This is a genomic window from Amycolatopsis sp. NBC_00348, from assembly GCF_036114655.1.
GTDB lineage: Bacteria > Actinomycetota > Actinomycetes > Mycobacteriales > Pseudonocardiaceae > Amycolatopsis.
In genome coordinates this window covers 10,163,956-10,178,499 of record NZ_CP107994.1, presented here as the reverse complement: position 1 = coordinate 10,178,499, position 14,544 = coordinate 10,163,956, and the positions used below count along the sequence as shown (strand labels likewise).

Here is a 14,544-nt window from a genome sequence, read left to right as displayed (position 1 = left end):
GGTAATCGAGGAGTACTCACCCATGGTTCACGCACCGGCCCCTAGGCTGGGCGATCATGCGAACCCGGTACCGGTCGGCCTTGCTGGCGATTCTCGCCTGCGGCGCCCTGCTGCCCGCCGGTTGTGCGCGGTTCGACGACACCGCGGCAGGCCAGACGTTCAGCCCAGCGCCGGTCGCGAGCCCCGAATCACCCCCCGAGGTGCAGGGTCCGGGCTCGGACTCCGGTGGCGACGGCAAGCAGGCCCGCCCTGGTCAGCCCGCCACGACGATCCCGCCGCCGCAGGGTTGCAAGGATTTCGACCAGACGGTGATCGCGACCTGCCTGGACACGGTGGCCGCGGTCGCCGGCCTGCCGGGCGACGGCTCCACGCCGAGCGCGCTCGCGGGCGAGCGCAAGAGCGGCCGCGTCCTGCTGGCCACGGCCGGCAAGGACGCCACGGAGTTCGCGAAGCTCGACGTCCAGGCGGCCGGCGACGGCGGCCTGACCGGTCTCGCGCTGTCGCCGTCGTACGTCGAGGACCAGCTCGTGTTCGCTTACGTGACGACGGCGACGGACAACCGCGTCGTCCGCTTCGCGAAGGGCCAGACGCCGAAGCCGGTGCTCACGGGCATCCCCAAGGGCGCGACCGGCAACCGCGGCTCACTGGGCACCGACAACCGCGGCGCACTCCTGGTCGCGACGGGCGACGCGGGCAACCCGAACGCGGCGGCCGACCCGTCGTCGCTGGCGGGCAAGGTGCTGCGGATCGACACGTCCGGCAAGGCCGCGGCGGGCAACCCGAAGGGCGCCATCGCGGTGGCGGCGGGCCTCCACGCCCCGGGCGGCCTGTGCGCCTCGGCCGACGGTGGTCGCGTCTGGGTCACCGACCGGCTGGCCGACAAGGACGCGCTGTACCGGGTCCAGACCGGCCAGCCGCTCACGACCCCGGCGTGGACGTGGCCGGACAAGCCGGGCGTGGCGGGTTGCGCGGATTTCGTCGACGCCAACGGCTCGGTCTCGGTGGGCACGTCCCTGGCCGGAAACCTGCAGAACCTCCCGGTGACGGCAGAGGGCGCGGTCAGCGGCAAACCGACGATCAGCCTCGACGGCAAGACGGGCAAACCCCCGATCACGTACGGCCGCCTCGCGGGCATCAGCATGATCAACCCCCAGCTGGCGGTGGCGGGAACGGTCAACAAAGACGGCGGCACCCCAGTCTCGAGCGACGACCGAGTGGTCCTGATCACACCAGCCACCTCCGGCGGCGGCAACGGCAAGGACTGACCTCCCGCCCTTTGTTCGACGCTGGTGCCACGGTCGTAGTCGCGCCCGAGACAACACCACCGGACCAGTCGCCCGGCGATCCGCTCGCTCCGGCTCAGCGGCGTCGTCGCCTGACCAACCACACCGCCGGCACCCGCATCCGCCCGCCTCAGCCGACCGTCATCCGATCCGGTTCAGCCCTGCCGTCGCCCAACGGACGACAGCACCAACATCCGCGCCTGCTTGCCCCAGCTGGGCGTCGTCAGGTCCGTCCAGCCCTGTCGTCGCTGATCGACCACACCACCGGCACCCACGGCATCGTCAGGTCCAGTTCAACCCTGTCGTCGCCGGACCGACCACGCCACCACCCGCGCCCGCTCGCGTCAGCCGACTGCCGTCAAGTCCAGCTCACCCACCTCGTCGCCCAACGGACCACCACCAGTAGCCGAGCAGCTGTCGCCAGCTCGCCGACCACACAAGCCAGCGGCTCCCGGTCAGGTGAGCGGCTTCAGCTCGACCCGTCGTCCCTCCGCGGACGACGCCAGCCCCGCCTCCGCGAGCTGCAGGCCCCTGGCGGCCGAGAAGAAGTCGTAGCGGTGTTGCCGTCCGGCGACCACGTCGCGGACGAACTCCTCCCACTGCGCCTTGAACCCGTTGTCGAACTCGGCGTTGTCCGGCACCTCGGCCCACTGGTCCCGGAACGCCTCGGTCGCCGGCAGGTCCGGGTTCCACACCGGCTTCGGCGTCGCCGACCGGTGCTGCGCGCGGCACCGCCGCAGCCCGGCCACCGCGCTGCCCTCGGTGCCGTCGACCTGGAACTCGACCAGCTCGTCGCGGAAGACACGCACCGACCACGACGAGTTGATCTGCGCGATCGCCCCCGACTCCAGCTCGAAGATGCCGTACGCGGCGTCGTCCGCCGTCGCCGCGTACGACTCGCCCTGCTCGTCCCAGCGACGCGGGATGTGCGTTGTCGCTTTCGCGGTCACGGCCGAAACCCGGCCGAACAGGTTCTCCAGCACGTAGTTCCAGTGGCAGAACATGTCGAGCACGATCCCGCCGCCGTCCTCGGCGCGGTAGTTCCAGCTCGGCCTCTGCGCATCCTGCCAGTCGCCCTCGAACACCCAGTAGCCGAATTCGCCGCGAACGGACAAGATGCGCCCGAAAAAGCCGCCATCCACCAGTCGCCGCAGCTTTCGCAGCCCGGGCAGGAACAGTTTGTCGTGCACGACGCCGTGACAGATCCCGGCGTCCCGAGCGAGACCCGCCAGCTCCAGCGCGGCCGTCAACGTATCGGCCAACGGCTTCTCGGCGTAGACGTGCTTGCCCGCGGCGATCGCCGCCCGCACCGCCGGCTCGCGCGCCGACGTCAGCTGCGCGTCGAAGTAGATCTGCGCGTCCTCCAGCGCGGTGTCGACGTCGGTGGTCCACGACGTCAGGCCGTGCCGGTCGGCGAGCTCCTTGACCTTGCCGGCGTTGCGCCCCGCGAGAATCGGCTCGAGCTGCGCGCGGCTGCCGTCCGGCAGCGCCACGCCGCCCTGTTCGCGGATCGCCAGCACCGACCGCAGCAGGTGCTGCCGGTACCCCATCCGGCCGGTGACCCCGTTGAGCAGCACTCCGATGGTCTGGTTCATCAACTACCGGCCTCCCACGTCGAAGATTCGTTCCCCGCCGTACGGCGCGGTCACACCGGGGATGTCGTATTCGGCGCGCCGGCCGCACATGCCGTAGCCGTCGGGGTTCGACGGCGTCGCGACCCGCACCCCCGATTGCTCGAGGTGACTCCCGTCGCCGTCGGCGAGCGCCTTGAGGTGCGCGCCGGTCGATTCGGCGGCCTTGAGCGCCCCCGCTCGCCACCGCGGCACCCACTCCCCGACCTTCGGCGCGACGAGCGCGACGGCTGCCCGGTGGAACGCCCGCAGCGGCTCCGGGTCGCCGTCGAGCAGCGCCTCGCGCAGCGGCAGGTAGCCGCGAATCGCCAGGTCACGGCGTCGCCGAGCGGCGTCGTCGGACTTCGGCAACGCCGCGGCCTCGGCGTAGGCGGCGGGGTCGGCGAGCACCGTGGGCGGGAAAGTGAACACGGCGTCGCCGGCCTCGGGCAGGCCGCTGTTCTGCATGAGCACGGTGACGCGCAGGTCGCCGCCCTGCACCATCCGGTGCACGATGCCCGGCGCGAACCACGCGATGACCCCGGCCGCCAACGGCGTCTCGACGTAGCCGTCGACGCTCAGCGTCTGCACGGCGCCGCGCCCACCTGTGACGACGTACGCCTCGGTGCAGGCGAGGTGCAGGTGCGGGCTGCCACCGCAGACGCCGTCTTCGGCCGCCCATTCGTAAGCCCGCAGGTGGGAGACGCCGATGCCACCCGGAAGGGGGAATTCGTCCATGGCTGCCTCTCAGAACCCGTGCGTGCCGAGGTAGCCGGTGACGCGATCGCGATCCCACGCACCATCGGCGACGACGACCCGGTAGCGGTAGGCGAAGCTCTCGCCCGGAGGCAGCAGGAATTCTTCGAAGAACGCCCACGAGATCGCCACGGTCGGCGTGTCCCGCGAACGGACGAACCAGTGCGACTCGTGGATCGAGCTGTCGTTCTCCGGGGCGTGCGCGAACACGAGCGTCGAATGCGCGTCGACGTCGTCGTGTTCGCCGACAAAGGCCAGCCAGGGCGCCTGCCGGCCCATCATCTCCTCGCCGCCCAGCTCGCCGGGCCCGAGGATGCGGCCCCCGCTGAACTCGCGCGGCCCACGCCAGTGCAGCCCGGTGTACCCGGCCATCTCGCGGCCAGCGGTGGTCGGGCTGCCGAACGCGAGCGGCATGTCGCGGATGTTGGTCAGCTCGATCGCCCAGTCGATGGCCCAGGCGCCTTCGTCCGGCTCGACCGAGTGAACGACGATGTCGCGCCGCTCTCGAGCCCACTCCTCACCGCTGTTGGCGACCCAGGTGAGCTGCTCGGTGAAGGTCAGCCGGTCGCCGTCGACGGTGAACCCGGCGAACTCGTCGTGCCGCATCGAGCCGACGCGATCGGGCAGGTCTTGGTACCAATCTCCAGGGACGTAGGTGTGGCCACCCCAGAAGTTCTGGCCGGACAGGTGACTCGACGTCATCTGCAGGCCCTTGTGCCAGCGGTGGTCGGCGGGGCGGTAACCGCTGACGCGCCGTCCGCCGAGGGTGCGCAGCGGATGGGTATAGGGCTTGCGGGACTCGTAGGCCACCGGGTCGGGTTTGTACACATAGGACATCAACTGGACCCCGCCGGCTTCGACGGCGACGTGGTCGCCGTGCCGGTGGGTGACGGTGATCGCCGCGCTCACACCCGCACTCCTTCCTGCTCCACGCCCTGACCGGCGCCGGCCATCGACCGGTAGAAGTCGTCACCTGGCCCGATCTCACCTCGGTGCACCCCGCCCCCGGTGAAAGCCGACTTGTATAACGCCGCGACGAGTTCCAGCACCCGCCGCCCATCCACCCCGCTGCACGGGGGCCGCCGCTTGGCCCGGAACGCGGCCAGGACCGGCGCGAACGCGGCGGTGTGCGAGCTGGCGACGTCATCGTCAGGCGGGCCGGCCCAGCGCGTCGTCCGATCGGCGACCACGTGCGGTGCCGGGGTGTAGCGCCAGTCCCTGCCGCGGTAGCCGTAGAGGTGGGTGAGCTCGACGGTCGCGTTTTCGCAGTCGATCCGGATCCGGCTCACTTCGTCCGGCGACAGGACGCTGTTGACCACGGTCGCCAGCGCGCCCGACTCGAACCGGACGAGCGCCGTGGAGACGTCCTCGGTCTCGACGTCGTGCACGAGCCGCGCGGTCATCGCCCGCACCTCGGCCCAGTCGCCGAGCAGGTGGAGCAGCAGATCCATCTGGTGGATCCCGTGGCCCATGGCCGGACCGCCGCCCTCGCTCGCCCACCTCCCCCGCCACGGCACGGCGTAGTAGCCGGCGACGCGGTACCAGGTCGTCTGGCAATGCGCGACGAGCGGACGGCCGAGTTCCCCGTCCGCGAGCAGCGTCCGGAAGTGCCCGGCGGCCGAGCCGAACCGGTGCTGGAAGACGAAAGCGGCGTAGGGCCCACCGTCCTGTTCGACGGCGGCGATCTCGTCGTACTCGGCGAGCGACCGGCACGGCGGCTTCTCACACCAGGCCCAGGCGCCGCTCTCGAGAACCTTCTTGGCCTGCTCGACGTGCAGTCCGGGCGGAGTACAGATCGAGACGAGGTCGGGTTCCTGCTCGGCCAACAGGGTGTCGAGGTCCAGGTACGGCTTGACGCTCGCGGCCGCGGCACAGAACGCGGCGGCACGCGCTTCGTCGACGTCCGCGACGGCCACCACCTCGACGTCATCACGATGGGCTTCGTACGCGGCCCAGTGACTTTTCGCGATCCCGCCGGCCCCGACGACGGCGACCCGTAAGCGCTTTCCGGTACGCAAGCTCGGACCTCCTCCCCTCCGCGGCGATGCCCGGCAACCGGCCTCCACGTCCCGACATCCCCGGAGTGCGGCCTTCTCGACCGTCGCAGAAAGCGCTTTCTCACGCAACAGGCCGTCCCACTGTCAACGTTGTCAGCGCCTGGTGCACAACCAGAACGGACGAGAACGCACCGGCTCAGACTGGTCGGCCACCGCACTTGTGGGGCCTGGCAACAGCGTCACGATCAGAATCAGCGGGCTGACTTTGCCGTCACGCACGGGTCCAGTAGGTCACCGAAACTGGCCACGACAGCCGACCTCAGGCGGATCGGCGAATGTTGCCGCCAGAGATCGACGGCGGGAGCGATCCGCGGACCTCGTCACTGCAAACCGACGTCAAGCGGATCCCAGCCCTTGCCACCGCAGGCCGACATCAGAAAGATTCGCGGGCTTCGCCACCGCACACCGAGAGGGTCAGACGGTCCACGGACCGTGCGCCCTCTTGCGGGTCAGCGGCTCTTGCCCCGCAGGCTGCGTTTCCGCGGCTGCCGGCTTTCGGCGCGCATCGCCCGCACGTCCAGGAAAGCGACCACCCCGGACGCCAGCGCGGCGAACATCCCCAGGAACCGGCCGAAACCCGGCCCGATGGCGATGCCGGCCGCCTCGAAGATGCCCCGTTGGTCGGCGTCGAACTCCCAGTCGAGCGTGAGCCAGCCGATCGCCATCAGCAGCACCGACGCCGCGGCTACGACCAGCCACAGGTGCGGCAGGCCGCTGACCCGCACGTTCCGGACTCGTCCGAACACGACCACGACCAGCCCGGCCAGCAGCAACGGCAGCGGCGGGCACCAGGCGAAGAAGCTCGAATCCCACGCGTCGCGCACGACCTGGTCGTGCGGCAGCTGCGAGAGGATGTCCTCGATGTCCGGCTTGTTGGTGCTGAGCGTGGTCCACGGGAGGAACGTCGACCCCAGCGCGAGCAGCCCGGCCGCCAAGCCGAGCCACTCGCGCCAGGTGACGCTCTTGACGGAAAACGGCTGTGTCATGAAAGCGGTCAGGAACCGACGCGCTCGATGATCAGCTCGCGGACCCGCTTGGCGTCGGCCTGTCCCTTGGTCGCCTTCATGACCGCGCCGACGATCGCGCCCGCCGCGGCCACCTTGCCGCCGCGGATCTTCTCCGCGACGTCCGGCTGCGACGCCAGGGCCTCGTCAATCGCCGCGAGCAGCGCCGAGTCGTCCGAGACGACCTTCAGCCCGCGCTTCTCGACGACCTCGCGCGGCGAACCCTCGCCGGCGAGCACGCCCTGGACGACTTCTTTGGCCAGCTTGTTCGTCAGCTCGCCGGACGTCACCAGCCCGATCACCTCGGCCACCTGGGCCGGGCTGATGGCCAGGTCGGCCAGCTCGACCTCGCGGGCGTTGGCCTCCTGGGCGAGGGTGTTGACCCACCAGCCGCGCGCCTCGTCCGGCTTCGCGCCGGCTTCGACCGTGGCCGCCACGAGGTCCACCGCGCCGACGTTCAGCAGATCACGCAGGGCTTCGTCGGAAAGCGACCACTCCTGCTGGATCCGCTTCCGACGCTCGGCCGGCATCTCCGGCAGCGTGCCGCGCAGCTCCTCGACCCATTCGCGCGACGGCGCGATCGGGACCAGGTCGGGCTCCGGGAAGTACCGGTAGTCCTCGGCGGTCTCCTTGGTGCGGCCGGGCGACGTCGAGCCGTCGGCCTCCTGGAAGTGCCGCGTCTCCTGCTTGATCGTGCCGCCGTCGGCGAGGATCGCCGCCTGCCGCGTCATCTCGTAGCGCACCGCGCGCTCGACGCTGCGCAGCGAGTTGACGTTCTTCGTCTCGGTGCGGGTACCGAACTCGGTCGCGTCCTTCGCCATGAGCGAGATGTTCGCGTCACAACGCAGCGAGCCCTGGTCCATCCGGACGTCGGACACGTCGAGCGCGCGCAGCAGGTCGCGCAGCGCGGACACGTACGCCCGAGCGACTTCGGGAGCCCGCTCGCCAGTGCCCTCGATCGTCTTGGTGACGATCTCGATCAGCGGCACGCCGGCGCGGTTGTAGTCGAGCAGCGAGTGCTCGGCACCGTGGATCCGGCCGGTGGCGCCACCGACGTGCAGCGACTTGCCGGTGTCCTCCTCCATGTGCGCGCGCTCGATCTCGACGCGCACGACCTCGCCGTCGTCGAGCGTGACGTCGAGGTAGCCGTTGAAGGCGATCGGCTCGTCGTACTGCGACGTCTGGAAGTTCTTCGGCATGTCCGGGTAGAAGTAGTTCTTCCGGGCGAACCGGCACCACTCGGCGATCTCGCAGTTCAGCGCGAGGCCGATCCGGATCGCGCCTTCGACGGCCTTGCCGTTCACCACCGGCAACGCGCCCGGCATGCCGAGGCAGGTCGGGCACACCTTCGTGTTCGGCTCGCCGCCGAACTCGTTGGCGCAGCCGCAGAACATCTTGGTGTTCGTGTTCAGCTCGACGTGCACTTCGAGCCCGAGCACCGGGTTGAAGCGTTCGATGACGTCGGCGTAGTCCATCAACTCGGCCACGGCAGTCACTTCGTTCCTCCCAGCTCCGGGACCTTGTGGACCAGCGAACCGCCGGCGGCGGCGTCGCGGGCGGCCTCGTAGGCGGCGCCGACCCGGTAGAGCCGGTCGTCGGCGAGCGCCGGGGCCATAATCTGCAGGCCGACGGGCAGCCCGTCCTCGTCGGACAGGCCGCTCGGCACGCTCATCGCGGCGTTGCCGGCCAGGTTCGACGGGATGGTGCACAAGTCGGCGAGGTACATCGCCATCGGGTCGTCGACGCGCTCACCGATCTTGAACGCCGTGGTCGGCGTGGTCGGCGAAACGAGAACGTCGACCTTCTCGAAGGCCGAGGCGAAGTCACGCGTGATCAGCGTGCGCACCTTCTGCGCCGAGCCGTAGTACGCGTCGTAGTAGCCCGACGACAACGCGTACGTGCCCAGCATGATCCGCCGCTTGACCTCGGCACCGAAGCCCTTTTCGCGCGTCAGCGACATGACCTCTTCGGCGCTGTGCGTGCCGTCGTCGGCGACGCGCAGGCCGTAGCGCATGGCGTCGAACCGGGCGAGGTTCGACGAGCACTCGCTCGGCGCGATCAGGTAGTACGCCGGCAGCGCGTAGGTGAAGTTCGGGCAGGACACCTCGACGACCTCGGCACCGAGCGCGCGCAGCTGCTCGACCGCTGCCTCGAAGGACCGCAGCACGCCCGGCTGGTAGCCGTCGCCGCCGAACTCCTTCACCACGCCGACGCGAACGTCGGACAGGTCGCCGTTCGCGCCCTGGCGGGCCGCGGCGACGACCGGCGGGACCGGCGCGTCGATCGACGTCGAGTCCATCGGGTCGTAGCCGGCGATGACCTCGTGCAGCAGCGCGGCGTCGAGCACCGTGCGGGCGCACGGCCCGGCCTGGTCGAGCGACGACGAGAAAGCGACGAGGCCGTAGCGCGAGACGCCACCGTAGGTCGGCTTGACGCCGACGGTGCCGGTGACCGAGCCGGGCTGCCGGATCGAGCCACCGGTGTCGGTGCCGATCGCCAGCGCGGCTTCGAAGGCCGCGATCGACGCCGACGAACCACCGCCGGAACCGCCCGGGATGCGGGCGTGGTCCCACGGGTTGTGCGTCGGGCCGTACGCCGAGTTCTCCGTCGACGACCCCATGGCGAACTCGTCCATGTTGGTCTTGCCGAGGATGACGACGCCGGCTTCGCGCAGCTTGCGCGTCACCGTCGCGTCGTACGGCGGGATCCAGCCCTCGAGGGTCTTCGACCCGCACGTCGTCGGGATGCCTTCGGTGGTGAGGACGTCCTTCAGCGCGAGCGGCACGCCGGCCAGCGGCGACACGGGCGCCTGGCCACCGGCGATGCCCTCGTCGACGGCCTTGGCCGCGGCCAGCGCGCCCTCGGTGTCGACGTGCAGGAACGCGTGGACGTGGTCGTCCACCTCGGCGATCCGGTCCAGGTGGGCCTGCGTGACCTCGACCGCGGACACCTCGCGCGTGTGGATCTTCTCCGCCAGTTCCGCGGCGGTCAGCTTGATCAGCTCGGTCACTGCTCTTCCCCCAGAATCCGCGGCACCCGGAACCGGCCCTCTTCGGCGGCCGGCGCACCGGCCAGGGCCTGCTGCTGGGTGAGCCCGGGACGGACGACGTCCTGCCGGAAGACGTTCGTCAGCGGCACGGCGTGCGAAGTGGGCGGCACGTCTTCGGCGGCGACTTCGCTCACCTTGGCCACCGAGTCCAGGATCTGGTCGAGCTGGCCGGCGAAGACGTCGATCTCGTCGTCGGTCACGGCCAGCCTGGCCAGCTTCGCGAGGTGCGCGACCTCGTCTCGGGAAATGTTGGGCACGCGGGTGACTCCCGGGTTGTGCTGTGCGGGTTGTCTCGGAAGCTGCAAGTCTATGGTGGCGGCGTGGGCGGACTCGACTGGGTTACGCCCGGCGCAAGCCGAGTGCCGTCCGGCGACACCGAAGTCCCGCCCGGCGGACAGTGGGTCCCGCGAGCCGGGTGGGTCTGTCACAATCGGCGACCGGCATCGAGCGTCCCACGGCAAGGCTGGGACGCCAGAGGTGAGAGGGGCGCGTGGTGTCGTTCCTGATCCGGGTCATCCTTCCGGACAGCCCGGGGACCCTCGGCGCGGTCGCCACGGCCCTCGGCACGGTAGGCGCGGACATACTCAGCGTGGACGTCGTCGAACGCGGCACGGGCGTGGCCGTCGACGACCTGGTCGTCGAGCTCCCGTCGGGCCGCTTGCCCGACGCGCTGATCACGGCGGCGGAGAGTGTCGAGGGCGTCGAAGTGGACGCGGTCCGCCCGTACGCGGGCGTGCTCGACACCCACCGCGAGCTCGAGCTCGTCGAAGAGATAGCCGCGCGGCCGAAGACCGGTCTCGACATCCTGGCCGAGGGCGTGCCCCGCATCGTGCGCGCGGGCTGGGCGATGATCGTCGAGTACTCCGAGACCGGCGCCGTCCGGCTGGCGTCGTCGAGTGCCGCGCCGGAAACTCCCATCACGGACCTGCCCTGGCTGCCGCTCGAGCGCGCGACGGTGCTCGACAGCGAGGAGGCCTGGATCCCGGAGACGTGGAAGGAACTGGGTACCGAGCTGGCCGCGACCCCACTGGGCAAGCCGGGCAAGGCGCTGCTGGTGGCCCGCCCGGGTGGACCGAACTTCCGCGCCGCCGAAGTCGCCCGGCTCGCTCACCTGGCGGGGATCGTCGCGGTCGTCCTCGACGGCTGACGCGAGGTAGACCGCGTCGCCCGAATCCGGCAACGCCATCCCGGCCACCCGGCCGGGTGGTTATGCGCGGCCGTTAACAGCTGGTCGTGCATTCGCCGATTTCGACGACGCCCCGAGATCGTCGCGGCGGCCGAATGCCGGAGCGGGTCACGCAATTGCCGGAAAGGGGCGACGTCTCTTCTCAAGACGTCGCCCCTTCGACAACAAACCCTTGTCACCCTCGCCCGGTCAGACGTCGATCTGATACGCGACCAGCGAGATGTGCGGGAACGGCCGCCAGTCGCGTTCGGGCAGCCGGGTGAACCCGAGACGTTCGTAGAGCCGGTGCGCGCTGCGCATCCCGTCAAGGCTGCTCAACACCACCCGGCGAAGCCCCAGCGTCCGGGCGCGATCGAGCACGGCCCTTGTCAGCGCCTCCCCGACTCCACGGCCACGCGCCGACGGCGCCACCGCGAGCATCCGGAACTCCAGCTCGCCCGGACGTGAAATCTCCGCGTACGCCGAACCCGGCCGCACGATCGTCACGCAGCCGAGCACGTCCCCCGCCTCACCGACGGCGACGAGCACCTCGGCCAGCTCGACCCGGCGCGCGACGTCACGCAGCACCGCGTCGTACCCGACGTCTCCGGTCAGATGACCGTCGACGTCGTAGGCCTGGACCGTGACCTCGCCGGCCGCCGCGTACTCCTCCGGCCGCGGTGGCCGGATTTCGACATCACCCATCCGTCTCCCCGGACTCGTCTTCGGTGGTTTCGTCGCCGACCGGCAGCGCCACCTCCCGCGCCGCCTCGGGCCCTTGCTCCAGCAGGACGCGGAAGCCGGCCTCGTCGAGCACCGGCACCTTCAGCTGAATTGCCTTGTCGTACTTCGAACCAGGCGAGTCACCGACGACGACGAACGCCGTTTTCTTCGACACCGACCCGGCCGCTTTGCCACCGCGGGCCATGAGGACCTCCTTGGCCTCGTCGCGGGAGAACCCGTCGAGCGAACCCGTCACCACGATCGACAACCCTTCGAGGTTGCGCGGGATCGACTCGTCGCGCTCCTCTTCCATCCGCACGCCGGAACGTCGCCACTTTTCGACGATCTCGCGGTGCCAGCCGACTTCGAACCACTCCTGGGTCGCGCGCGCGATGGTCGGGCCGACGCCGTCGACGTCCGCGAGCTCCTCCTCGGTGGCTTCCTCGATCCGCTCGACCGAGCCGAACTCGCGAGCCAGCGCCTGCGCGGCCGTCGGCCCGACGTGCCGGATCGACAGCGCGACGAGCACCTTCCACAGCGGGCGGTCCTTCGCCGCGTCGAGGTTGTTGAGCAGCTTTCGCGCGTTCGCGGACAACTCGCCGGCCTTGGTGCGGAACAGCTCGACCTCCGACAGGTTGTCCTCGTTCAGGTCGAAGATGTCACCCTCGTCGGCGACCACCCGCGCGTCCAGCAGCGCGACCGCCGCCTCGTAGCCGAGAACCTCGATGTCGAAACCACCGCGGCCGGCCAGATGGAAGAGCCGCTCCCGCAGCTGCGCGGGGCAGAACCGGGTGTTCGGGCAGCGGATGTCCTTGTCGCCCTCCTTCTGGTAGGCGAGCTCGGTGCCGCATTCCGGGCAATGGGTGGGCATGACGAACTCGCGCTCGTCGCCCGTGCGCGCGTCCACCACCGGCCCGAGGACCTCGGGGATGACGTCACCGGCCTTGCGGATGACGATCCGGTCGCCGATCAGCACACCCTTGCGCTTGACCTCTTCCCCGTTGTGGAGGGTGGCGCGCGCGACGGTCGACCCCGCGACCGTGACCGGCTCGGTAACCGCGAACGGCGTCACCCGCCCGGTGCGGCCGACGCCGACCTGGATGTCCAGCAACGTGGTGATCGCCTCTTCGGGCGGGTACTTGTACGCGATCGCCCACCGCGGCGCGCGCGATGTGGTGCCCAGCCGCCGCTGCAACGACACCTGGTCGACCTTGATGACGACGCCGTCGATCTCGTGCTCGGCGTCGTGGCGGTGCTCGCCCCAGTAAGCGATGTGCTCGGTGAGCTCCTCGGCCGTCGTCAGGACCTTGCTGTGCGGCGACACCGGCAGGCCCCACGCGGCCAGCGCGTCGTACGCCTCGGACTGGCGCTGCGGCTCGAACCCCTGGCGTTTGCCGAGCCCGTGGCAGATCAGCCGCAGCCGGCGTTCCTTCGTGATCTTGGGGTCCTTCTGCCGCAGCGACCCGGCCGCGGTGTTGCGCGGGTTCGCGTACGGCGGCTTGCCGGCTTCGACCATCTTCGCGTTCAGCTCGAGGAAGTCCTCGACGCGGAAGAAGACCTCGCCGCGGACCTCGACCAGAGCGGGCACCGGGAACTGTTCGGTGCCCGTGAGCGTCTCGGGCACCTGCTCGAGCGTGCGCATGTTCAGCGTCACGTCTTCGCCGGTGCGGCCGTCACCCCGGGTGAGCGCCCGGGTGAGATGGCCGTTTTCGTACAACAGGTTGATAGCCAGGCCGTCGATCTTCAGCTCGGCGAGGAACTCGGTCCGGCCGACCTCCTTCTCGACGCGCTCGACCCAGGCCAGGAACTCGTCCCGGTCGAACACGTTGTCCAGGCTGAGCATGCGCTCGAGGTGGTCGTACGCGGTGAACTCGGTCGAGAACGTGCCCCCGACCCGCTGGGTCGGCGACTCGGGGGTGACCAGCGCGGGGTGCGCGTCTTCGATCGCCTGCAGCTCGCCGAGCAGCTCGTCGAACTGCCCGTCGGAGACGATCGGCGAGTCCAGGACGTAGTAGCGGAACTGGTGGTTGCGCAGTTCCTCCGCGAGCGCGCTGTGGCGCTCACGCACGTCGGCCGGGACGTCGGTGACGTCCTCGGCGGCCTCCGGGGCGGCCACCGCCGCGATCTGGTCCTGGGGAAGGTCTGTGCTGCTCACGGGTGGTAACCCTAGTCGGCGGCACCGACATTTTCGGGCGTCCCGCCGCCGAGCCCGCGAACCAGTTCACGGAACTCCAAAAGGGTGATCGCGCCCGCCGGTTCGGTCTCCGCAGTCTCGACACGCCGTAGTCGTTCGGCGGCCAGACGTTCACCCAATGTGGCGTCGAGGGGCAGGAACGTCATGGTCAGCCGCGCGGCCTCGTCGAGGTCCCGGAACCCGGGGTGGAAGACGGCGACGTCGACGACGTCCTCGTCCACCTGCGCGACGACCCGGACATCGGCCAGCGAGATCCGGTACTCGCCGAGGTTGACGGTGACCTCGGTCGGATCCGGCACCGGCGGGACCGAGTCGTGGTACTCCCAGATGGCGTCGTCCGGCGGCGCGGCGGCCCGCCACGCGTCGGTGAACGGCCGCACTTCGGGGTCCTCCTGGCCGGTCACGACCAGGGCGTAGATCGACCGACGACCACGTTCGAGCGAGAAGTGCAGCCGGGGGTGCAAGGCCTCGACCAGCTGGCAGAGCTCGTGTTCGACCCGGTGCGGCTCGCCCTCGCCGAGCGCCGCGCTGACCATCGGGAGCAGGTCGTACCAGCCTTGCCAGAACGTCTCCGCGGCGACGGCCGGGTCCGCCGGCACGTGCTGCTCCGGCCACGCGGTGCGCGGGTCGGGCGGATCGGCGGCGGAGCTCTTGCGGCGGAACAGGCGCATGGCTATCGGTGGTCCTCGTTCGGTCGGCTTCC

General features: G+C 70.4%; 13 protein-coding genes. 2 read left to right on the top strand and 11 right to left on the bottom strand.

Translation table 11 applies throughout. The features are described from left to right. The first annotated feature begins 56 nt into the window (after positions 1 to 56). A complete protein-coding gene (locus tag OHS58_RS46060) occupies positions 57 to 1,265 on the top strand; it encodes a PQQ-dependent sugar dehydrogenase (protein ID WP_328646466.1) in 1,209 nt (402 codons plus the stop codon). Between the two features lie 473 nt (positions 1,266 to 1,738). On the opposite strand, the gene OHS58_RS46055 is transcribed toward OHS58_RS46060, so the two are convergent. The 8 genes from OHS58_RS46055 to gatC all read right to left on the bottom strand — a co-directional run bounded on the left by OHS58_RS46055 (position 1,739) and on the right by gatC (position 10,016). After that, the gene (locus tag OHS58_RS46055) at positions 1,739 to 2,878 is read right to left on the bottom strand and encodes a Gfo/Idh/MocA family protein (protein WP_328646465.1); all 1,140 of its coding nucleotides are present in this window, start codon (positions 2,876 to 2,878) and stop codon (positions 1,739 to 1,741) included. Between the two features lie 3 nt (positions 2,879 to 2,881). Beyond that, on the bottom strand, positions 2,882 to 3,631 hold the full coding sequence (locus OHS58_RS46050; protein WP_328646464.1) for a cupin domain-containing protein: 750 nt from the start codon (positions 3,629 to 3,631) through the stop codon (positions 2,882 to 2,884). Between the two features lie 9 nt (positions 3,632 to 3,640). Continuing rightward, positions 3,641 to 4,558, bottom strand: coding sequence for a PmoA family protein (locus OHS58_RS46045; RefSeq protein WP_328646463.1), 918 nt, complete (start codon positions 4,556 to 4,558; stop codon positions 3,641 to 3,643). Next, entirely contained in the window at positions 4,555 to 5,667 is a 1,113-nt protein-coding gene (locus OHS58_RS46040; RefSeq protein WP_328646462.1) for a Gfo/Idh/MocA family protein, read from the bottom strand. Before OHS58_RS46040 ends, OHS58_RS46045 begins: the two co-directional genes overlap by 4 nt. Before the next feature lie 488 nt (positions 5,668 to 6,155). Next, entirely contained in the window at positions 6,156 to 6,692 is a 537-nt protein-coding gene (locus tag OHS58_RS46035; RefSeq protein WP_326946871.1) for a hypothetical protein, read from the bottom strand. A gap of 8 nt (positions 6,693 to 6,700) precedes the next feature. After that, positions 6,701 to 8,206 carry an Asp-tRNA(Asn)/Glu-tRNA(Gln) amidotransferase subunit GatB gene (gene gatB, locus OHS58_RS46030; protein WP_247061889.1) on the bottom strand — a complete coding sequence of 502 codons (1,506 nt, stop codon included), beginning with the start codon at positions 8,204 to 8,206 and terminating at the stop codon, positions 6,701 to 6,703. Further along, entirely contained in the window at positions 8,203 to 9,720 is a 1,518-nt protein-coding gene (gene gatA / locus OHS58_RS46025; RefSeq protein WP_328646461.1) for an Asp-tRNA(Asn)/Glu-tRNA(Gln) amidotransferase subunit GatA, read from the bottom strand. Before gatA ends, gatB begins: the two co-directional genes overlap by 4 nt. Next, positions 9,717 to 10,016 carry an Asp-tRNA(Asn)/Glu-tRNA(Gln) amidotransferase subunit GatC gene (gene gatC, locus OHS58_RS46020; protein WP_247061885.1) on the bottom strand — a complete coding sequence of 100 codons (300 nt, stop codon included), beginning with the start codon at positions 10,014 to 10,016 and terminating at the stop codon, positions 9,717 to 9,719. The genes gatA and gatC overlap by 4 nt, the downstream gene beginning before the upstream one ends. 236 nt (positions 10,017 to 10,252) lie before the next feature. Here gatC and OHS58_RS46015 point away from each other — a divergent pair, with 236 nt between their 5' ends. Continuing rightward, positions 10,253 to 10,906 carry an amino acid-binding protein gene (locus OHS58_RS46015; RefSeq protein WP_326951804.1) on the top strand — a complete coding sequence of 218 codons (654 nt, stop codon included), beginning with the start codon at positions 10,253 to 10,255 and terminating at the stop codon, positions 10,904 to 10,906. Positions 10,907 to 11,134: 228 nt separating this feature from the next. Here the strand turns inward: OHS58_RS46015 and OHS58_RS46010 are convergent, their stop codons facing one another. The 3 genes from OHS58_RS46010 to OHS58_RS46000 are packed head-to-tail and all read right to left on the bottom strand — an operon-like array spanning position 11,135 to position 14,512. Then, positions 11,135 to 11,629, bottom strand: coding sequence for a GNAT family N-acetyltransferase (locus tag OHS58_RS46010; protein WP_328646460.1), 495 nt, complete (start codon positions 11,627 to 11,629; stop codon positions 11,135 to 11,137). Continuing rightward, the gene (gene ligA / locus OHS58_RS46005) at positions 11,622 to 13,802 is read right to left on the bottom strand and encodes an NAD-dependent DNA ligase LigA (protein WP_328646459.1); all 2,181 of its coding nucleotides are present in this window, start codon (positions 13,800 to 13,802) and stop codon (positions 11,622 to 11,624) included. Before ligA ends, OHS58_RS46010 begins: the two co-directional genes overlap by 8 nt. A gap of 11 nt (positions 13,803 to 13,813) precedes the next feature. After that, the gene (locus OHS58_RS46000; protein ID WP_328646458.1) at positions 13,814 to 14,512 is read right to left on the bottom strand and encodes a hypothetical protein; all 699 of its coding nucleotides are present in this window, start codon (positions 14,510 to 14,512) and stop codon (positions 13,814 to 13,816) included. Positions 14,513 to 14,544: the final 32 nt, after the last annotated feature.

What these genes read in the sequence shown, in the direction of transcription:
- OHS58_RS46060 (WP_328646466.1), top strand. Translation starts at nt 57, where the DNA reads ATGCGAACCCGGTACCGGTCGGCCTTGCTGGCGATTCTCGCCTGCGGC.
- OHS58_RS46055 (WP_328646465.1), bottom strand. Translation starts at nt 2,878, where the DNA reads ATGAACCAGACCATCGGAGTGCTGCTCAACGGGGTCACCGGCCGGATG.
- OHS58_RS46050 (WP_328646464.1), bottom strand. Translation starts at nt 3,631, where the DNA reads ATGGACGAATTCCCCCTTCCGGGTGGCATCGGCGTCTCCCACCTGCGG.
- OHS58_RS46035 (WP_326946871.1), bottom strand. Translation starts at nt 6,692, where the DNA reads ATGACACAGCCGTTTTCCGTCAAGAGCGTCACCTGGCGCGAGTGGCTC.
- OHS58_RS46010 (WP_328646460.1), bottom strand. Translation starts at nt 11,629, where the DNA reads ATGGGTGATGTCGAAATCCGGCCACCGCGGCCGGAGGAGTACGCGGCG.
- OHS58_RS46000 (WP_328646458.1), bottom strand. Translation starts at nt 14,512, where the DNA reads ATGCGCCTGTTCCGCCGCAAGAGCTCCGCCGCCGATCCGCCCGACCCG.